Consider the following 21,481-nt stretch of genomic DNA (forward strand, 5'->3'; position numbering starts at 1 on the left):
ATTGTAGGGCTACGAACATCTCCCGCAATTTGCAGGAGACGATTGTAGGGCTACGAACATTCCCCGCAACTTGCAGGAGACGATTGTAGGGCTACGAACATCTCCCGCAGTTTGCAGGAGATACTCCGTAGGGCGACGAACATCCTACGCAAGTTGCAGGAGATCATTGTAGGGCTACGAACATCTCCCGCAACTTGCAGGAGATACTCCGTAGGGCGACGAACATTCCCTGCAGTTTGCAGGAGATACTTCGTAGGGCTACGAACATTCCCCGCAGTTTGCAGGAGACAATTGTAGGGCTACGGACGTCTCCCGCAGGCTGCGGGGAGAGGGAAGCGCCGCCCTGGGCTTCATTTTTATTATACCGGAGAAAGCCCGATAAGGGCTGTGAGAGAGAGTGAGTTGCGAGGAGAAAGCAGGATAAGTTTCGGGCTATGGCGCATTTTTCAGTGATTCATTCTTGCAATTGTTCGAAGGCTTTTCCTTTACCTTTGGCGCAAAGTTATAATTCAAGTTTAACGCAATAAATACAAATGCCCCGTATGAAAAAGGTACTCTTGGCCATGTGTATTGTCTGTGGAGCCACCGCGGCTTCCGCACAGAACTTCAATGACTATTTTGAAGATCGGACATTGCGCATCGACTACGATTTTACGGGAGATGTCAACAAACAAGAGATCTCCGTTATCCGACTGAACGCTATCCCTCGCTGGTATGGCAAACGACAAAACCTGGCCGAAGTCCCTACTGCGGGCAACGGCGACATCACCGTCCGATCGAAAGACGGTCGCGTGATCTACAAAAACTCCTTCTCCACCCTCTTTCAAGAGTGGCTCGCCTACCCGGAAGCCAAGCAGGTGAGGAAATCGTTCGAGAACGTCTTCCTCCTGCCTATGCCCAAGGACACGGTCGACGTGACCGTGGAGCTGCGCACCAGCCGCCTCGACGTCCTGGTCAGCTACACCCACCGCGTGATACCGTCTGACATCCTCATCAAGCACATCGGCGAGAAAGAAGTGACGCCCTACAAGACCCTCATGCAGGCCGCAGACACGAATAAGTGTATGCACATCGCCTACATCGCTGAAGGGTATCGCAAGGAAGACATGGACGACTTTATCGCCCACGCCACCGAGGCCAACGAGGCGCTTTTTGCTCACGAGCCCTTCAAGTCGCTCAAAGGCCGTTTCAACGTCATCGCCGTCATGTCTGAATCGAAAGAGAGCGGCACCAGTGTCCCCTCCAAAGGCGTGTGGAAAAACACCGTACTCGGTTCGCACTTCGACACCTTCTACAGCGATCGCTACCTGACCACGCTCAACCTGCGTGACATGCACGACCAGCTGGCTGGAACGCCCTACGAACACATCATCGTCCTGGTCAACTCCGAGACCTACGGTGGCGGTGGCATCTACAACTCGTACAACCTCACCTCCACGCGGCACAAATACTTCAAGCCCGTCGTAGTGCACGAATTTGGCCACAGCATCGCTGGCCTGGGCGACGAATACGCGTTTGAAGAAGAGCTTATCCCGCTCTATCCGCACGACATCGAGCCGTGGGAGCCGAACCTGACCACACTCGTTGACTTCGCTAGCAAGTGGAAAGACATGGTCAAGAAGGGCACGAAGATCCCCACCATCCCCACGGAGAAAAACAAAATGGAAGTAGGCGTCTACGAAGGCGCAGGCTACAGCGTGAAAGGCGTCTATCGTGCCTTCCAAGACTGCCGTATGCGCACCAACCAATTCCCCGAATTTTGCCCCGTATGTAAGCGGGCACTCACGCATTTAATTGACTTCTACACGAAGTGATGGTCAAGGCCCGAGGCTGGCAGAGAGAACAGATCTGTCGGAGTCCTCGGGCTTCCTTTTGTCCCTCTTCCACAAACATATCGCAGAACACAACCAATTAGAGATAATCATTTTATAGTAATCACGACGTGAAAACCAGTATTTTCATTCTATCAGCAGCGCTCGCTTTGCCCTTTGCGGCACATGCACAGCATGACGAAGTGAGCAAGGACACCGCAGCGGTGCCCAACACCAAGGAAGTGAAGAACCGCAATGTGTTGCTCAATGCTTCCTACGACAACCGCCCTCGACAGATCTCAATCGGACTGCCCTCGGGTGTGTCAGCAACCATTTTCGAAGACGGTCTACCCGTCACTTATGACGAGTGGCCAGGCGTGCCCTATTTCTATTGGACCGCCATGGGCATTCATGACCACATCGGCCTCTCGTCCCTAAGCGAAAGTGCCATCACGAATGGTACCGTCAACTACACCGTGCTCTCCACCACCCGCCGCGGATCGGAGAAGTTTGAAGGCCGCGCCGCCTATAACACCAATATCTACGGTTTGCAGCGCTTCGACATCGCTCTCTCCGGCCCCATCGGCAAAGGATGGAGCTACACCGCCGGTATGTACGTCAATCACGACCCAGGAACAATCAAGATTGAAGACGCCGACATCGCCGAGAAGATGGAAATCTTCAAGGCCGGTCTGACCAAGACTTGGAAAGACGGTAAGGGCGTCTTCAGCCTCCTCTATAAGCATGTCAACACCCGCCTCTTCTTCGACAACATTGGCCCGTACTACTACGTGGGCGACGGAACATCGAAGGAATATCCCGGTTTCAAGCTGGGTCGAGACAATCTGCTGCCGAACAATGGCCGCTATCGTTACTACGACGTAGTGGACGGCGAGTTCAAAGACGTACTCCGTCTGCACAACAACGCCAACAACAGTAACGACCTCTTGGCCCGCCTCGACTATGAGTTCGACAACAAACTGAAGCTCTACGTTTCCAGTAAGATTCGTCGCGGTAACCTCGATCAGGCGCGTCCGGACCAGAACGGTCTCGGTACAGCCAAGGCGGGCGACGGCTTCACTTATGCCTACGACGCCAAGGGCCACAAGGCAGGCGAAGAGTACACCGGCAAATACTTGCAGCGTTACCTGAGCCGCGATAAGGGTTTCGAGTCCACCTGGATGACGACAGCCGAACTCTCTCGCGCTTCTGCACGCCACAGCTGGCGCGCGGGTATGAACTTCTGGTGGGGACGTTCGTTCGTTAACTCCAGTGCCGGAACAATGGTGCACACCTTGGAGGCATCGCCCGTATGGTTGAAGCAAAAGGGTGAGCTCATCACCGGTTGCAACTGGACAGGCGAGTATATGGATATGCACGAAGAGAAGGCCGCTCTTTATTTCTCTGATGACTGGCAGGCTACCGATCGCCTCTGGCTCTCTGGCGGTCTCCGCATGGAATACTACGGCATCGGTGGACTCACCACGCTGGCTTACATGACCTATCCCAAGCTGGACGGTATGAAGCCCGACCACCCCGAGAACGTCCGTAAAGAGAACTGGAGCATCAAGGATGGCAAATTGGTTGACTTCTCTAAGGGTTGGATCAACCCCGCTGCTGCCATCAATGGCCGCTATACGCTGCTTGACGGCTTCGGTCTGACGGGTGAATACGTCTTCGCGATGCGTCGCCCCTACGCTTATGACTTTGCTGGTGAAGAAATACCGAACCTCGACCCCGTGAGCATTCACTTAGGCCGCGCCGGTATCTTCTGGAACAACTCTTGGATTCAATTGGCTTCGCAGTTCTCGTTCGTTCGCCAGACCAATTACAAATGGCGCACGCAGTTCAACCACCCGACCAACGAGACGGACTTCACCACCGTGTTCGTGAACTATGACGTACAGACGCTTGGTTGGACCACCGACATGGTGCTGCAACCGGCTAAGGGCTTCACCTTCCACGCCCTCTTCACCCTGCAAGATCCGCGCTACAAGAACTACGAGATCGACCCCGTGTTCAAAGACGGAACGAAGAGCCACGCCAGCTTCAGCAACAAGAAGACAACCGGCGTCAGCGACGTGATCATCGAGCTGAACCCAAGCTATACGTACGACAAGTTCAACATCTGGCTGAGCGCACGCTACTCCAGCGCCTACTACGTCAACAAGATGAACACACTCAAGTTCAATGGCCTTTGGACCACCTTCGCTGGCGTAAGCTACGCACTGAACAAGAACGTAGACTTCTCCGTCAACTTCGTCAACCTGCTTAACGTAAGCGGTGCCAGTGGTGGCGTATCGACCTCTGACCTGAAGCCGAAAAACGTAGAGAACTATCTGGCCGTAGGCTCCTACATCCGTCCGTTCACCGTATCGTTCGGAGCGAAAGTCAGATTCTAACGAATGGCTCCCCATCGCTTGAATATTAAGACAAGCGGGAGAGCAGATTAACCCAAGAAAGAATGGCCGGTGCAGGGCTGCGAAATCGGCAGACTTGCACCGGCTTCTATTTTATATTCTCATCAATCACACCATCATCATGAGATTCAAATCGTATTTCACATTGGCACTCACCATGACCCTCGCCGCAGCTATCCCTCAGACGGGAGCGGCACAGAAGAAACTCTTCACGCTGGAGGATCTCAACTTCGGCGGAACGAACTATCGCAACATGACGCCGCAGAACCGCTCTATCGTTTGGTGGGGCGAGGAAGCCGTGCGTACCGACGCAGACTTCTGCGCCCTGATCAACAAAACCACCGGACGCGAAACACGCCTCTTCACCCTCGCCGACATCAACCAGTGGATCGGCGCCAAGGATGATAACCATCGTGTGAAGAGCCTCCGATACGCCACTTTCCCCTACGCCAAACAGTCGCTCGTGCTGGTCGAAAACCTCACGGAGCGCATGCTCGTCGATTGGAAAGCGCATCGTGTAGTTTGGCGTCAAGCCTCCGCCTTACAGGAACATACCGACTTTGCTCCGGCCTCACGCGCCACGGCCTACGTACGCGACCACAACCTTTTCGTGATCGACGGTGAGGGTCGGGTACGACAGATCTCCACCGACGGTAGCCGCGAAATGGTCTACGGCGTCACCGCTTACCGCGAGATGTTCGGCATCTACAAAGGCACTTTCTGGAACCCCGACGGCTCACGCCTCGCCTTCTATCGCATGGACCAAACGATGGTGCCCGATTATCCTCTCGTCGACGTGGATCCGGATAGCATGGCTGTGCTCGCTCCGGAGAAGTATCCCATGGCCGGACGCACCACCCACGAAGTGACCATCGGTGTCTACGACGTAAAGTCCGACAAGACGATCTACCTCAAGGTGGGCAACCCCAAAGACCGCTACTTCGTCAACATCGGCTGGAGCCCCGACGGCAAGACCATTTACCTCAAGGAGTTCAACCGCAAGCAGAACGAGATGTCGCTCGACGCTTACGACGCCGAGACGGGCGACAAACGTGCCACGCTCTACACCGAGCGCCACGAGAAGTATATCACTTCTTACACCTCCGTGGCCTTCCTGCCGTGGGACGCCGACAAGTTCATCCTCCAAAGCCAGAAGGACGGCTACAACCACCTCTACCTTTTCAACACCAAGGGTGAGATGCTGCGTCAGCTGACCAGCGGCAACTTCGTCGTTTATGACCTGCTCGGCTTTGATAAGGCGAGGAAACGCGCTATCATCCTCTCGGCCGAGAGTAGCCCGATCCAAAGCAATCTCTACGCCGTGGACATCGCCACGGGCAAGCGCACACTACTCGACAATGGTCGCGGCGTGCACGCCAACATCATCTCCCCAAGCGGCTTCCACGACCGCGCCCTCTCGCCCGACGGAGGATGGATCATCGACAACTACGCCGAGCCAACGGTGCCGCGTAATATCGACTTTATCAACCTGAAGACCGACAAAGGCACGCGTTACTTCACCGCCGACAACCCGTGGAAGGACTACGCCGAGCCGCAGATCTCCTCCGGAACGATCAAGGCCGCCGACGGTCGCACGGATCTTTACTATCGCCTGGTGAAACCCGCCGACTTCGATGCCTCGAAGAAGTATCCCACCGTCGTTTACGTTTACGGAGGCCCCATGACGCGCAACGTCGACGCCTATTGGCACTATCGCCTGCGCGGCTGGGAGGCCTACATGGCGCAGAAGGGATTCATCGTCTTCGTCCTCGACAACCGTGGCAGTAGCGACCGAGGCCGCGACTTCGAGCAGGCCACCTACCGCCACCTCGGCACCGAGGAGATGAAGGATCAGATGAAGGGCGTGGATTTCCTCAAGACCTTGCCCTACGTCGACGCCAATCGCCTCGGCATCCACGGTTGGAGCTTCGGTGGCTTCATGACCATCAACCTGATGACCACCTATCCGGACGTCTTCAAAGTGGGCGTGGCCGGCGGCCCGGTCATCGACTGGAATTGGTACGAAGTTCAGTACGGCGAGCTCTACATGGGCACCCCGCAGGACAATCCCGAGGGTTACGCGGCCGGCTCCTTACTGCCCAAGGCCAAGAACCTGAAGGGCAAGTTGCAGATCATTATCGGCATGAACGACCCCGTCGTTTTGCCGCAGAACGCCCTGCGCTTCCTCAAGGAATGCATCTCCGCCGGCACACAGCCCGACTTCTTCGTCTACCCTGGCGAGCCGCACAACATGCGCGGCCATCAGAGCGTACACCTGCACGAGCGCATCACGCAATACTTCATCGATTACCTGAAGTAGCGTAAGCGCAGCCGATCAATCTTTAGAGGGGGCGTCTCCATGAAAGTGGTGCGCCCCCTTTTTTTGCGGTGAGTTCGACGAAAGAATAAAGCCAGCAAAGAGTTTCTATGGAAGTCACGCGATGGCCAAAGTGCGCGATCAAAGACATTCTCCAGAGATAAAGAATCTCTTTCCTTCGTCTAACTCACGTTGTTTATGAGATCACCTATTTCCTATTGGCAGCGGCATCCAAAACGCGTTTTTCGGCCCGTTGACAACAGTCAGAGGCATCCAAAACGTGTTTTTCGGCCCATTGACAGCAGTCAGAGGCACCTAAAATGCGTTTTTCGGCTCATTGACAACTGTCAGAGGGGTAAAAAATGCGTTTGGCATGCCTCTGACTGCTGTCAATGGGTGATCTGTTAAGTATTTTAACGCACCGACCGCAGATCCCGCTTCTCTGCTTGTATTTTCGGATCGGCAGCTTGGGGATGAGTGTTCATTTATTGATGGGATCACCCATTTCCGATTGGCCATGCGATTTTCAGGGCTTATTCATTACGTTTGCCCGTGATTTTTTAACGATCTAAAAACAGAAGACCTATGCAAACCTGGTGGGGATCCTTGGATCCGTTTATGCAAACCCTTTGGGGCATCGCCATTGTCGCGTCGGCGGTGTTCATCATTCAAAGTATCATGACGTTCGTGGGGATGGATTCGGAAACGAATTTCGACGGCGATTTCGACGGCGACATGTCCGCCGATGGCGCGGGCGAATCGACCCCCTTCCAACTCTTCACGTTTCGGAACCTGATCAATTTCATGCTCGGCTTCAGCTGGACGGCCATCGCCCTGCGTGCCTCGACGGAGAGCACCTCCCTGATGCTCGTCGGCGGCGTGGTGGTCGGCGTGTTGCTCGTCTGCGTCGTGATGTACCTATTTAAGTGGATGAGCGGCATGCAGCAGTCGGGCACCATCGAGCCGGAGGCGCTCGTCGGCTGCAAGGGGTCGGTCTACCTGACCATTCCGGCCGGCCGCACGGGCGAAGGCAAAGTGCAAATCACCGTCCGCAGCGCCATCCGCGAGTACAACGCCATGACCGACGGCGATCGCCTGCCGAACGAAGCTCCCATCCGCGTCGTCGCCGTCCTGAACGGACACACGGTGCTGGTGGAGAAAATATAGTTTACATCATCATCCATCCTATGAAAACAGATAATTATTTCTTCCCCGCAAAGGATTTTGAAGCGACCAAACACTTTTATGCCGAAGTGTTGGGGTTGGCAGTGAAGTTTGATTTTTCCTCTATGGGCATGGTGGCCTATCGTATCGGCGACGACGAGCCAGCACTTATCCTCAAGGATACGGCGCGATTCCCGGATGCCAAACCGGCTTTGTGGATAGAGGTAGAAGATGTGGCCGCCGAGTATGCCAAAATGAAAGAGAGAGGTGTCCGATTCCTCTCCGAGCCCTTCCCAATCCAAACGGGTTGGGCCGTCGAGTTTGAGGATCCATCGGGCAACCGGTTAGGAATAACCGATTATAAAGCGTGACAAACCGTATCATCAGCAATCATTCGAAACAATCTTAATTCAATAGCTTATGCCCAGTTTATATTTAATCGTAGTGATCGCAGGCGTCCTTTTCGTGACGTTCGCATCGATCCTTTCGCGTTACAAACGCTGTCCGTCGGACAAAGTCCTGGTCGTTTATGGTAAAACCGGTCGCAACAAAGAGGGGGGCGTCAGCTCCGCACGCTGTATCCACGGCGGCGCCGCCTTCATCTGGCCCGTGTTTCAGAACTATGCCTTCCTCGACCTCACGCCCATCTCCATCGAGTGTAACCTAACCAACGCGCTGAGTAAGCAGAACATCCGCGTGGATGTGCCCTGCCGATTCACCGTCGGTATTTCCACCGAACCGGAGAGCATGACCAACGCGGCCGAACGACTGCTCGGCCAGAACACGCACAACATCCAAAACATTGCCACCGACATCCTCTTCGGTCAGCTGCGCCTCGTCATCGCCACGATGGACATCGAGGAGATCAACTCCGACCGCGACAAGTTTCTGGCCAACGTCAGCGCCAACGTCGAGGCTGAGCTGCGGAAGATCGGTCTGAAGCTGATCAACGTCAACGTGACCGACATCCGCGACGAGTCGGGCTACATCGAGGCGCTCGGTAAGGAAGCTGCCGCCAAAGCCATCAACGAGGCCAAGAAAAGCGTCGCCGAACAGAACCGTTTCGGTGAAATCGGTAAGGCCGAGGCCGACCGTGACAAAGACATCCGCATCGCCGAGACACTGCGTGACACGCGTATCCGCACCTCCGAAGCCAACGCGCTGGCGGTCGAGGGTGAGAACAACGCCAAGATTGCCATCGCCAACTCTGAGGCCACGCGTCGTGAGAAGGAGGCCGAAGCGGCCCGTCGCGCCATAGCCGCCGAGAAAGTACAGACGGCCAAGGCCCTGCAAGAGGCTTATCAGTCGGAGCGCGAGGCTGAAATGACGCGTGCTGAGCGCGAGAAGGCGACGCAGACGGCCAACGTGGTCGTGCCCGCCGAGATCGAAAAGGAGAAAGCCATCATCAACGCCGAAGCAGAGGCCGAGAAGATGCGCCGCATAGCCAAAGGTCAGGCGGACGCCATCTTCGCCAAGATGGACGCCGAAGCGCGCGGTACGTACGAGCTCCTCACCAAGCAGGCCGAGGGTTACGACCGACTCGTCCGCGCGGCCGGCGGCGACCCGGACAAGGCCGTGCTGATGCTCATCACGGACAAGTTGCCCGAGCTGGTTCGCACGCAGGTCGAGGCCGTCAAGAACATCAAGATCGACAAGATCACCGTCTGGGACGGCAACAATGCCGACGGCAACGGCATGACGTCGACAGCCAACTTTATCTCTGGCATGATGAAGTCCGTGCCGCCGCTCAACGACCTCTTCAACATGGCCGGCCTGAACCTGCCGACCTACCTCAAAGGCGCCGATCGCCCGACGATCCCCCTGCGCCCCACCGACAGCAAGTCGCCTGAGACGCCGCCAGCGAAGTAGTAAGGACCTATCCCCCCTTAAAAGAAGAAGGCCGGGTACCTGCGAGGCACATGCCTCCGGTACCCGGCCGTCTTTCTTTCCCGCCTCGATAGACCTATTCGATGTAGCGAATCTTCGACGCATCGCGGGGCTTGGCCTCGGGCGACTCGTCGGGATAGCCGATGGCGATGGCGTAGAGCAGTTCGTAGCCGTCGGAGAAAGCCAGCTGCTTGAGGTAGTTCGCTGCGCCGGGGTTGCTGTTCAGGAAGCCCGCCGCACTGCCCAGACAACACGTGCCGAGGCCCATCGACTGGGCGGCCAGCATGATATTTTCGCCAAGCAGTCCGCAGTCGATCGGCGACGACTTTTCGTCAGCCTTACCGGCCACGAAGATCACCGTCGGGGCGTTGCGAAACATGTTGTGGAAGTCCGGATTCTCGACCATTTTCTTCACCCGCTCGTCGTTTTCGGCTGACTCGACAAAGACCTTCGTGACGCCATCGATGAAGGCCTTGCTGTTCGTCACACGCACCTCCCACCGCTGTTCGTTCATGGCGTTCGGGGCGTTGATGCCGCAGTGCAGGATGACGTCCAACATCTCTTTCGGCACCGGTTCAGGCTTGTATTTACGCACACTGCGGCGATCCATGATGGCGCGGACGACAGCATTGTCCAGTGGGCTTTCGGCCACGACCGAATCCGTGGCAGCATTCGTTGAGTCAGCCGTTTCTGCCGGCTTGTTTTGGCAGCCCGTTGTCATCGCGAGGGCAGCCAACATGCAGAGAGCGCACGCTCTCCACGTCTTGTTTGAATACTTCATTTCGTTTGTGCTATAAATAATGATGAGGGCACAAGCCCTCGGTTGTTATCGGTGAAATTTCCAGCCGGAGGAGGCCGAATGACAAGCCCGCCAACTGATCCTTCTTCTAAACGTGGGTCCTACGTAAGAGATGGGCGCCGTCATGCGACATTTTGGGAAGCCTGCGTGCCAGCGATGCCGTCATGCGACATTCTGGGAAGCCTGCGTGCCAGCGACGCCGTCATGCGACATTTTGAGAAGCCTGCGTGCCAGCGGCGCCGTCATGCGACATTCTGGGGAGCCTGTGAGCCAGCGGCGCCAGAATGCGACATTTTGGGAAGCCTGCGTGCCAGCGGCGCCGTCATGCGACATTTTGGGAAGCCTGCGTGCCAGCGGCGCCGGAATGCGACATGACGACGAGCAAAAAGCGGCATTCCCCCACGTCGTGCCCATGTTATTCCAGCGGTGGGAGTGGGGGCTCGAGTTGGTCGACGGACACGGACTCGCCGGGAGTGAGGCGGAGGCTGTCTACGTAAACTTTGCTCGAGGGGGCAATCACGCGCAGGTAGCCATAGATGCGCCGCACATAGTTGCCGGGCGGATTGATGAGCGCAACGCGATGCGGGCCGTCGGCGGTGATCGTGTCACGCTGGATGAGGGTGGAATCGTTTTCCACATCGGCGCGCAGGCTAACCACGATCCGCTCGTTCGCAGCCGGTTGTAATCCCCAAATCTGCATTTCCAGCACATACTCAGCGGCCGTAGCGTGCGCCCCGCCACCGGGCGAGGTTTCAAACACGACGCGGTCCGAAAGGTCGCTGGGAGAGAAGGCGTAGTAACGCTTGCCCGACCAGAGATCCGGAGTGGCGGGGCTCGACGACCGTCGGACGGTCACGTCGCTGCTGACCTCACTACCGGCCGATTTCAGTCGGCGGTCCACCTCCTCGAGCGCCATGTCACAGACGCCCATGTAAAGGTCCAAGTTGCGGCCGTACCACATCAACGAGCTGTCATACTGGGCTTCGGTGAGGTGGTGTTTGGCGAAAACATCGTTGAAGAGTGCGCGTCGCTGTTCGAAGGTCTCGTAACGCTGGGGTTCGTCGTAGATCATCGCCTCGGCGGTGTAGAGGTCGATCATCACGTCACGCATCTGCTTTTCTGTGAGCACACCCTCGGGCGTATGGCTGCACGCCGAAAGGCCGATGAGGGCCGACAGACTCACTACAAGGAAGGTCTGAAATCCGGAGATAGTCATGTAAGAATGGGGGAGGGGGACTATTCTTTTTCGTCCTTCGAGGAGGAGGGTTTCTTAGAAAGGCTGAAGCTCAGCGTACGGCTGTGGAAGATGAGCAGCAGGAAGACACCGACGCAGATGCTCGAATCGGCCAGGTTGAAAATGGGCCGAAAGAAGACGAACTCCTGCCCACCGAAGATGGGCACCCACGCGGGCAGTGTGGTCTCGATCAGCGGGAAGTAGAGCATGTCCACGACTTTACCGTGCAACAGGGGTGCGTAGCCGCCGCTCGCGGGCATTAGTGTGGCCACCTGCCCATAGCTGTGATTGAAGATGACGCCGTAGAAGACGCTGTCGATGATGTTCCCCAGGGCGCCCGCGAAGATCATGGCGATGCAGACGATGTAGCCCATGGGGTACTCCTTCCGAATGAGTTGCACCAAGTAGTAGCCGATGCCCACCACGGCCACGATGCGGAAGACGGAGAGGACGAGTTTGTTGAAGAACTCCATGCCGAACGCCATGCCGGGGTTCTCCGTGAAATAGAGTTGGAACCAAGGGAAGATGGTGATGCTCTCACCCAACGTCATGTGCGTCTTCACCCAAATCTTGAAGGCTTGGTCCAAAAAAAGGAGCAGCAGGATGATCGCCGCTGCTCCCCAAGCCTTAGTTGCTCGTGTCTGTTCGTTCATTTCACGCCGCTTTGTTTGGCTTCGATGCTCAATGTGGCGTGGGGCACCGCCCGCAGTCGTTCTTTCGAGATCAGTTTGCCCGTCTCACGACAGATGCCGTAGGTCTTGTTTTCGATACGGATCAATGCCGCTTGCAGGTTCTGAATGAACTTCATCTGGCGCTGCGCCAACCGTCCGACTTCCTCTTTCGAGAGTGTCGAGGCACCCTCTTCCATCACCTTAAACGTGGGCGAGGTGTCGGATACATCATTGCCTTCCGAGTTGGAAATGCCTTCGCGCAGGAGGTCGTAATCCCTCTTTGCCTTATCTAACTTCTCCATAATGATGGTGCGAAACTCCTCGAGCTCCGCATCCGAGTATCGTGTTTTCTCAGCCATGACTCCAGTCTCCTTGATTGATATAATGTTTCGTTTCCTGTTGTTCTACTGTTTATTCCGTGAGTGTGTGGTTACACCTTCTCGATCTTGACGGGCAGTTGGAAGTCGTCAAACTCCAAGTCCGTCATGTTGGCAGAGCGTTCCGTGGTGGTTATGGCATCGGCCAACACCTGCCGACGGATATAGTCGCCATACGTTTCGAGCACGCCCTCCATCTCTTCTGCCGGAGCGAGGGTAACGCGGATATGATCCGTGATTTCCAATCCGCTGCTCTTGCGCAGGTTCTGTAAGCGGTTCACCAACTCGCGAGCAAGTCCCTCGCGGCGCAACTCGTCCGTCACCGTGATGTCGAGCGCAATAGTCAAGCGACCTTCATTGGCTACGAGCCATCCGGGGATGTCCTCGGAGATGATCTCCACGTCGTCCGTCAGCACCGTGCAGGCGTTGCCTTCGATGGGGAAGGTGAACGATCCGTCGCGTTCGAACGTGGCGATCTCCGCTTGTGTCATCGCTTGGATAGCCGCCGCGAGTGCCTTCATCACCTTGCCGTAACGTGGGCCGAGCTTCTTGAAGTCGGGCTTCACCTTCTTCACAAGGATGTTCGATCCGGCATCGGCGAACTTCAGCTCCTTCACGTTGACCTCGTTCAGGATGATGTCCTGCACCGCCTCCACGGCTGCGCGCTGATGTTCGTCGACAGCAGAGACGAGCAGGGTGTGCAGGGGTTGGCGCACCTTGATATTCACCTTCCGACGCAGCGCCAACGTCATCGAAGAGATGTCCTGTGCGATCTGCATCCGTTCCTCCAACTCCTTATCGATCATCGCCTCGTCGCACACGGGGAAGTCGGCCAAATGCACCGATTCGGCGCTCTCGCGTCCCGTCACGGCGATCAGGTCGCCATAGAGACGATCGGCATAGAAGGGTGCGATGGGCGCCATCAACTTGGCCACCGTCTCCAAGCAGGTATAGAGCGTCTGATAAGCCGACAACTTATCGGTTGTCATGCCGCCGCCCCAGAAACGTCGACGATTGAGCCGCACGTACCAGTTACTCAGGTGGTCGTTGATGAAGTCCGCTATGGCACGGCCCGCGCGGGTCGGATCGTACGTATTCAGATAGCCGTCCACGTCCTTAACGAGCGAGTGGAGCAGTGACAAGATCCAACGATCGATCTCCGGGCGCTCGGCCATCGGCACGTCTGGCTCGCTGTAGGTGAAGCCGTCGACATTGGCGTAGAGGGCAAAGAAGGAGTACGTATTGTATAAGGTGCCGAAGAACTTGCGACGCATCTCTTCGACACCGTCTGGATCGAATTTCAGGTTGTCCCACGGCGAGGCGTTCGTGATCATGTACCAGCGCAGCGGATCGGAGCCGTACTGCCGAATGGTCGCAAACGGATCGACGGCGTTGCCGAGGCGCTTGGACATCTTGTTGCCATTCTTATCGAGCACGAGGCCGTTGGAGACAACGTTTTTGAAGGCCACACTATCGAAGAGCATGGTGCCCAGTGCATGGAGCGTGAAGAACCAGCCACGTGTCTGGTCGACCCCTTCGGCGATAAAGTCAGCGGGGTAGACTTTGCGTGCGTCGAAGGCCTCCTTATTCTCGAACGGATAATGGATCTGTGCGTAAGGCATGGCGCCGGAGTCGAACCATACGTCGATGAGGTCCGTCTCACGCTTCATCGGGCGCCCTGTGGGGGAGACGAGCACGATGTCGTCCACGTAAGGGCGATGCAGGTCGATACGGTCGTAATTCTCGGCCGTGTAAGTATCGGGCACGAAGCCGTTGTCCTTATAGGGATTGCTCTTCATGAAGCCCGCTTCAACGGAGCGTTCGATCTCGGCGTAGAGTTCGCTGACGGAGCCGATGCACTTCTCTTCCGCATTGTCTTCCGTGCGCCAAATGGGCAGCGGCGTGCCCCAATAGCGGCTACGGCTCAGGTTCCAATCTTGCAAGTTCTCGAGCCATTTGCCGAAGCGACCCGTGCCTGTGCTTTGTGGCTTCCAGTTGATCGTGTTGTTGAGCTCGATCATGCGATCGCGGCAGGCGGTGGTGCGGATAAACCAGCTGTCAAGCGGATAGTAAAGGATGGACTTATCGGTGCGCCAGCAGTGCGGATAGTTGTGCACGTATTTCTCGATCTTGAAAGCCTGCCCCTGCTGCTTGAGCATGACACAGAGGTCGACGTCGAGCGGATCCTTGTCGTTGGGGTTGGTGAGGGCGGGATCGTAATCGTTCTTCACGTAGCGCCCTGCGTATTCCTTATATAAGGCTGTGTTTACGCGCTCCTTCACGTAGGTCTCGTCGAGGTCTTCGAGGCGATAGAAGCGCCCCTTGAGGTCGACGGCTGGGCGAAGATTTCCAGCCTTATCGACAAGTTGCAACGGTGGGATGCCGAAGGCTTTACCCACGCGGGCGTCGTCAGCACCAAAGGTGGGAGCGATGTGCACGATGCCTGTACCATCTTCCGTCGTGACGTAACTGTCGGAGATGAGGCGGAAGGCACCGTCGCCGGGGTTGAACCAAGGGATGAGTTGCTCGTAAGAGAGCCCGACAAGGTCGCGGCCTTTGCATCGGCCGATCACCTCGTAAGGGATCAGTTTGTCGCCCGGCTTGTAGGCGCTGAGGGGCATGTCTGCGGCCTTGGGGTTGAAGTAAGCCGCGAGGCGTGCCTCGGCCAAGATGTAGGTGTTTGGGGCGCCCGTGTAGGGGTTGAAGGAGCGAACAGCCACGTAGTCGATGTCTGCGCCGACGCACAGCGCCGTATTCGATGATAACGTCCACGGCGTTGTGGTCCACGCAAGAAAATAAACGTCCGACGGCGCGTCACTGCCGGCGAACACACTTCTCTGGAAGTCGTTGGCGAGCTGCTCGGGCTTTACGGCCCGGAACTGCGCCGTCACGGTCGTATCCTTCACGTCGCGGTAGCAACCGGGCTGGTTCAGCTCGTGCGAGCTGAGCCCCGTGCCCGCCGCAGGCGAGTAGGGTTGTATGGTGTATCCTTTATAGAGGAGTCCTTTTTCGTAGAGGGCCTTGAGCAGGTACCAAAGGGTTTCGATGTAGCGGTTGTCGTAGGTGATGTAGGGGTGCTCCATGTCGACCCAGTAGCCCATCTGCTGCGTGAGGTCTTCCCACTCCTTGGTGTAGGTCATCACGTTCTTGCGGCAGGCGGCGTTGTATTCGGCCACGCTGACCTTGCGCCCGATGTCCTCTTTGGTGATGCCTAATTCTTTTTCGACGCCGAGCTCCACGGGCAGTCCGTGGGTGTCCCAACCGGCTTTGCGATCGACGCGGAAGCCTTTCATCGTTTTGTATCGGCAGAAGATGTCTTTGATCGTGCGGGCGATGACGTGGTGGATGCCCGGCATGCCGTTGGCCGAGGGCGGGCCCTCGTAGAACACGAAATCAGGCGCTCCCGTACGTATAGATAGGCTCTTGTGGAAGAGGTCGCCCTCTTGCCACTTCTTCAACACTTCACGATTGATCTCCGACAAATCGAATGAATCATACTCGGCAAATCGATTCTTCATCTTGCGTATATCTACTTAATCTGTTATCTTCTTGGAAAATCGCCGCAAAAGTAATCTTTCGAGTGAATTGAAAAAGGTGAGAAGTGGCCCCCGACGGGTGGCTTATTGCGGCTTGGAGCCAGTGATTTGGATGGGCTATATAGCTACGCCCAAGGCATGATCGTGCTGGCGACAGTGTCGCCGGGGCTATCACACCCCATGATCGTGCCGGCGACAGTGTCGCCGGGGCTACCACACCCCATGATCATGCTGGCGACAGTGTCGCCGGGGCTACCATACCCCATGATCGTGCTGGCGACAGTGTCGCCGGGGCTACTACACCCCATGATCGTGCTGGCGACAGTGTCGCCGGGGCTACCATACCCCATGATCATGCTGGCGACAGTGTCGCCGGGGCTATCACACCCCATGATCGTGCCGGCAGACATTCTGCCGCGACCATCACACCCCATGATCGTGCCGGCAGACATTCTGCCGAGGCTATCACACCCCATGAGTACGTCGGCAGACATTCTGCCGCGACCATCACACCCCATGATCGTGCCGGCAGACATTCTGCCGCGACTATCACACCCCATGATCGTGCTGGCAGACATTCTGCCGCGACTATCACACCCCATGAGTACGCCGGCAGACATTCTGCCGCGACTATCACACCCCATGATCGTGCCGGCAGACATTCTGCCGCGACTATCACACCCCATGAGTATGCCGGCAGACATTCTGCCGAGTGAATGAACGCCCCTGCGCCCAAACAGTGCCTCAAAACGAGAATTGCACCTTGAAGCGGACGCCGCTGTTGGGCGTGTGCGGGTGGTCGCGGTAGGAGAGGCGCCAGACGTAGTCCACGCGGACGAGCTTGAAGATGTTGTCGAGGCCGACGCTTAGCTCCATGTAGGGACGGCGGCCCATGAGGTAGGTGTTCGAGGGGAAGGCGTAGAGGCCGGCGTTGTCGGCGAGGAAGGGGTTGTTCTTATCCGTGAGCGTGCCGTACCAGCCGCGGAAGGCAACGACCTCGCGCAGTTGCAGGCGCTTGAGGAGCGGCAGGCGGTTGAGCAGCGCGCCATTAAGAAAGTAGGTGGCTTCCCAGGAGACGAAGCGGTCGTTGATGAACTCCATCGGATCCATTAGGGCGTAGCTCTCGGGCTCGATGGAGTATGACAAGTTGGCATTCGGAATGATCAGTAGCGGGTAGGGCACACGATTCCAGACGGCGCCCGCCTGGCCGTAGAGGTCGATGTAGCCAAAGGGCGAGAGCCAGAAGCGCTTGCGGACGCCGAGCTCGGTGCGGTTGTAATTATGCTCGGTGCCGAGGATGCCGCGGCGGGCCAGCGTGTGGGTGAGGGTGATGATGGGCGCGTCGAGCGTGATGGGATAGCGGTAGTTGCGCGACTGGTAGAACTTTTCGTTGGGCGCCCAGCGTATGCTGACCTCTAACTGTGCCGATTGATAGCTCTTTACGGGCACGGTGGTGGCGTCGGGAAGGAAGCGCTGGAAAGGCACGTAGCGGGTGGCCCACTCGGTGCGGTGGCGCAGGGTGAGGCCATAGCCGAGGCCGTTGTAATGCTCATGGTAGTAGCTCAGCTCGGCGTTGCGCATGTAGGTGATGAGGTCGTTGCGGCGACGCTTGGGCATCATAAAGATGTTGTCGGGGTTGGTGTAGAGGTAGTGTTGGCCGATCTGATTGATGTCGTAACGATACTCGGCGCGTAGGTAATGGAAGGGGAATTCCTTGCGGAAGTTGCGCTTCTTGTTGAAGGAATATTCGGCCAAAATGTCACCCTTCAGCTTCCTGTCGCCCGCCCCGTAGGCCGCGTAACCATCGATGAAGAAGCGGTTGCTGAGGGCCGTGGTCGTTGTTCCACCGAAGCGATAGCGGGCCCCCTCGAGGACGTTGCCACTGATGAAGGTGTTGACCGGGCCGAACTCCACGGGGCTATTCTTCTCCATCGGCTGCACGTAGCCGCCGATCAGTGCGCTGGCCACCTTCTCCGTCCAGTAGAAGACGGGGACGCGCCGCAGCTGGGCCATCATTCGCTCGACCGACGTCTGGCGGGTGGCGTCGCTGGTGCTGTCGCCCTGCTGCGCGCGTTGCTGCTGCCAGTAGTCGTCCGACCGGCGGCGTGCCTCCTCGGTCTCCATCACGGGGTTGTTTTCGCGAAAGACGGACGAGTCGTCGGGCGCCCGGAACGATTGGTTGCGGTAGAGGCAGATGCGACGCGCATAGGTGCCCTTGCTCTTGGCATGGAGGCGGAACTCGACCGTGATGTCGTTCTTGAGGATGAGCCGTGTGCCGTCGTCGGTGCGGCGGAAATCCTGCTCAATCTGCATGAAGTCGACGTAGTTCAGATTGATGTGTTTAGGCACATTCAGGCGGACGCGGCGGACGAAGTAGGTGGAGTCGAGCGTGACGTAGAGGTGGCCTGTGAAGCCAAACGATTCGGCGTTGAAGGGCACGAAGCTGAGGTCGGCACAGCGCTCGCCATCGATCTCGACGGTGTCCGTGAGATAGTACTTATAAAAGGTAGGGCCGAAGGAGGCCAGCGGACTGACGAAGCGCTGGAGGAAGAGGGGAATGTTGTCCTGAAAGACGTCCGGCTCACGGAACACCTCATTGACGAACTGCGTGATGCCGTCCTCAGAGAAGATCTCTACGAGCCCCGCCCGCTTGACGCCCTGCACCAAGCGACGCTCCGTGCGCGGCGTGCGGCGGAAGTAGGTCTGTTCGATCACTTCCTCGTTGTAGAGCGGCAGGATGGGCTTTCCGGAGACGTGCGAGGTATCGATATAGTCGAAGATGAAGTCGATGCGACGGTAACGCTTCTTGCCGCGCTCCTCGGCCTCCTCGAAGTCGTTTTTGGCGAAAATCTTACGGTCGTAAGTGCTGAAGCTGAAGTAGTCGTGGTTGCGAGGGGCATTAAGCTCGCGGCGTTCGATCACGTTCCGGACGAAGTCCACCGCCTGGTTGCGACGGGAGTAACGCTCGTGTCCGGGCCGCACCACAACATCATTCAGCGTGTACGTCATGGGCTGGAGCCGAATGGTGAGGCGGTTCGTGCCGCTAAGGGAGCGCTCATAAGTTTCGTATCCCAAATACGAGACGCTGAGGGTCCGTGCGGCGGATTCAGCCTCGAGGGTGAAGCGGCCGTTGTTGTCGGTGACGGTACCGATGGTCGTTCCTTTCAGCATCACGGCGACGGCCGGCAGCGCCTCACCTGTGACGGAGTCTTTTACGATACCCTCGACGTGCACCGTGTGTTGCGCCTGCGTTCGTGTCGTCCACGGGCCACAGAGCCCCAGAAGCATGAGCAGAGCGCAGAAAATTCTTCTTGTCATTTTGGATCAATGGGTAGAGGATCAGAAAAAATGGGTCGCGAAAGTCGAGCTTTTCATTCGAGGGCGTGGGGATTTGTAAGCATACGGACATAAATAGAGAAAGGAAGAATAGAAAATGCGACCGGGGGCTATGTTTTTTGGCATGACCCTGAAATCAGCAATTTCAGTGCTTAGAAAAAAATCTAAGTCTTATTCACCCTCTACCTTTGCGGCCGAACTCAGAGAGAAGAACAATGGATTGGTTTATCAGTTTATTCAGCGAACACACTGCACTACAAGCGATGGTGGTGATCTCTTTTATCTCCGCCATCGGATTGGGACTGGGCAAAGTGCGCCTTATGGGCATCTCACTCGGCGTCACGTTTGTCTTTTTTGTGGGCATTCTGGCTGGCCACCTCGGCTTTACCGTCGATCCGGCCATGCGCACCTACGCCGAGAGTTTCGGCCTCGTCATTTTCGTTTACGCCCTCGGGCTACAGGTCGGCCCGGGCTTCTTCAGCTCGTTTCATACGGGCGGATTGACGCTTAACATGCTTTCGATGGGCGTCGTTGTGCTCGGCACGCTTATGGCCGTCACCTTTTCGTACGCTACGGGCGTTTCCCTGCCTGACATGGTCGGCATACTCTGTGGCGCCACGACGAATACACCCGCGCTCGGTGCTGCACAGCAGACGCTCGTGCAACTCGGACTCGACGGATCGACGGCAGCCCTCGGTTGCGCCGTGACTTACCCACTGGGTGTCGTGGGCGTCATTATCGCCGTCATGCTCATGCGCAAGACACTCGTGAAGCCCGGCGACACAGGCGCTCAGGAGAAGGAGGACGCGAACAAGGTCTATATGGCCGCCTTTCAGGTGCACAACCCCGCCGTCTTCGGCAAAAGCGTGAAGGACATTGGGGCCATCAGTACCACACGCTTCGTCATCTCTCGTCTTTGGCGTGACGGGCATGTCAGCATCCCTACATCGGCCTCTACGCTCCGTGAGGGCGACCGTCTGCTGGTCATTACGTCCGAAAAAGACGTACCCGCGTTGACCGTACTCTTCGGCGAACAGGAAAATAAGGACTGGAATAAGGACGACATCGACTGGAACGCCATCGATAGCGAGCTCGCGTCGGAGCGGATCGTTGTTACACGCCCCGAATTGAACGGCAAGCGCCTCGGATCCCTCCGCCTACGCAATCATTACGGCATCAATATCAGCCGCGTCTATCGTTCCGGGGTGCAACTACTGGCTACGCCCGAGCTGGTGCTCCAACTTGGCGACCGATTGACCGTTGTGGGTGAGTCGGCAGCCATTCGGAACGTCGAAAAGGTACTTGGCAATGCGGTGAAAAGCCTCAATGAACCGAATCTGGTAGTCATATTTATAGGTATAGTGCTGGGGCTCGTGCTGGGATCATTACCCATCGCCATTCCAGGCATTTCTACGCCCGTTAAGTTAGGTCTGGCCGGCGGACCGATCATCGTAGGCATTCTTTTGGGCACGTTTGGCCCACGGTTGCACATGATTACGTACACCACGCGTAGTGCGAACCTCATGTTGCGCGCCTTGGGACTGTCGATGTACCTCGCATGTCTCGGACTCGACGCGGGAGCGCATTTTTTCGAGACCGTGTTTCGTCCCGAGGGCTTGTTGTGGATCGGATTGGGCTTCGTGTTGACACTTATCCCCACTTTGATCGTCGGTGCGATAGCTATGAAGTGGCTGAAGATCGATTTTGCCAGCGTATTCGGCATGCTGTGTGGCAGCATGGCCAATCCGATGGCGCTGAACTATGTCAACGATACCGTCTCGGGCGATAACCCCGCCGTTGCCTATGCCACGGTCTACCCGCTAAGCATGTTTGCCCGTGTGATCCTGGTGCAGGTGTTGCTGATGGCCCTTTTGGGCTGAAAGACAGCGTCACTTTCCGGTTTCGGGGGATGAATTACTTTTGCCGCCG

At 57.0% G+C, this 21,481-nt stretch carries 14 protein-coding genes; 7 read left to right on the plus strand and 7 right to left on the minus strand.

Translation table 11 applies throughout. The features are described from left to right. The first annotated feature begins 542 nt into the window (after positions 1-542). The 6 genes from C7123_RS12415 (at position 543) to C7123_RS12440 (ending at position 9,581) form a co-directional block, all read left to right on the plus strand. A complete protein-coding gene (locus C7123_RS12415) occupies positions 543-1,814 on the plus strand; it encodes a M64 family metallopeptidase (RefSeq protein WP_069175267.1) in 1,272 nt (423 codons plus the stop codon). Positions 1,815-1,942: 128 nt separating this feature from the next. Then, the gene (locus tag C7123_RS12420) at positions 1,943-4,213 is read left to right on the plus strand and encodes a TonB-dependent receptor (protein ID WP_069175268.1); all 2,271 of its coding nucleotides are present in this window, start codon (positions 1,943-1,945) and stop codon (positions 4,211-4,213) included. A 139-nt stretch (positions 4,214-4,352) separates the two neighbouring features. After that, positions 4,353-6,551: a S9 family peptidase gene (locus C7123_RS12425; protein ID WP_069175269.1), complete on the plus strand. Its 2,199-nt coding sequence runs from the start codon at positions 4,353-4,355 to the stop codon at positions 6,549-6,551. A 582-nt stretch (positions 6,552-7,133) separates the two neighbouring features. Continuing rightward, positions 7,134-7,715, plus strand: coding sequence for a hypothetical protein (locus tag C7123_RS12430; protein WP_069175270.1), 582 nt, complete (start codon positions 7,134-7,136; stop codon positions 7,713-7,715). Between the two features lie 20 nt (positions 7,716-7,735). Further along, the gene (locus C7123_RS12435) at positions 7,736-8,083 is read left to right on the plus strand and encodes a VOC family protein (RefSeq protein WP_069175271.1); all 348 of its coding nucleotides are present in this window, start codon (positions 7,736-7,738) and stop codon (positions 8,081-8,083) included. A gap of 49 nt (positions 8,084-8,132) precedes the next feature. After that, on the plus strand, positions 8,133-9,581 hold the full coding sequence (locus tag C7123_RS12440) for a flotillin family protein (protein WP_069175272.1): 1,449 nt from the start codon (positions 8,133-8,135) through the stop codon (positions 9,579-9,581). Positions 9,582-9,675: 94 nt separating this feature from the next. Here C7123_RS12440 and C7123_RS12445 read toward each other — a convergent pair whose 3' ends face one another. The 7 genes from C7123_RS12445 to C7123_RS12475 form a co-directional block, all read right to left on the minus strand. Then, on the minus strand, positions 9,676-10,380 hold the full coding sequence (locus C7123_RS12445) for a nitroreductase (RefSeq protein WP_069175273.1): 705 nt from the start codon (positions 10,378-10,380) through the stop codon (positions 9,676-9,678). A 433-nt stretch (positions 10,381-10,813) separates the two neighbouring features. Continuing rightward, positions 10,814-11,614, minus strand: coding sequence for a DUF4296 domain-containing protein (locus C7123_RS12450; protein ID WP_037997677.1), 801 nt, complete (start codon positions 11,612-11,614; stop codon positions 10,814-10,816). 20 nt (positions 11,615-11,634) lie between these two features. Beyond that, the gene (locus C7123_RS12455; RefSeq protein ID WP_069175274.1) at positions 11,635-12,285 is read right to left on the minus strand and encodes a lipoprotein signal peptidase; all 651 of its coding nucleotides are present in this window, start codon (positions 12,283-12,285) and stop codon (positions 11,635-11,637) included. Then, on the minus strand, positions 12,282-12,662 hold the full coding sequence (locus C7123_RS12460) for a TraR/DksA family transcriptional regulator (RefSeq protein WP_037984848.1): 381 nt from the start codon (positions 12,660-12,662) through the stop codon (positions 12,282-12,284). The genes C7123_RS12455 and C7123_RS12460 overlap by 4 nt, the downstream gene beginning before the upstream one ends. Before the next feature lie 71 nt (positions 12,663-12,733). Then, positions 12,734-16,198, minus strand: a complete 3,465-nt coding sequence (ileS, locus tag C7123_RS12465) for an isoleucine--tRNA ligase (RefSeq protein ID WP_069175275.1) — start codon at positions 16,196-16,198, stop codon at positions 12,734-12,736. A 143-nt stretch (positions 16,199-16,341) separates the two neighbouring features. Beyond that, complete coding sequence (locus C7123_RS12470; RefSeq protein WP_069175276.1) at positions 16,342-16,920, minus strand: hypothetical protein; 579 nt, start codon at positions 16,918-16,920, stop codon at positions 16,342-16,344. A gap of 40 nt (positions 16,921-16,960) precedes the next feature. After that, positions 16,961-19,534, minus strand: coding sequence for a DUF5686 and carboxypeptidase-like regulatory domain-containing protein (locus C7123_RS12475; RefSeq protein ID WP_069175277.1), 2,574 nt, complete (start codon positions 19,532-19,534; stop codon positions 16,961-16,963). A 233-nt stretch (positions 19,535-19,767) separates the two neighbouring features. On the opposite strand from C7123_RS12475, the gene C7123_RS12480 reads away from it, so the two are divergent. Continuing rightward, on the plus strand, positions 19,768-21,432 hold the full coding sequence (locus C7123_RS12480; protein WP_069175278.1) for a putative transporter: 1,665 nt from the start codon (positions 19,768-19,770) through the stop codon (positions 21,430-21,432). The last annotated feature ends 49 nt before the right edge of the window (positions 21,433-21,481 follow it).

Source organism: Tannerella serpentiformis, from assembly GCF_003033925.1.
In the GTDB taxonomy this organism is placed as follows: domain Bacteria; phylum Bacteroidota; class Bacteroidia; order Bacteroidales; family Tannerellaceae; genus Tannerella; species Tannerella serpentiformis.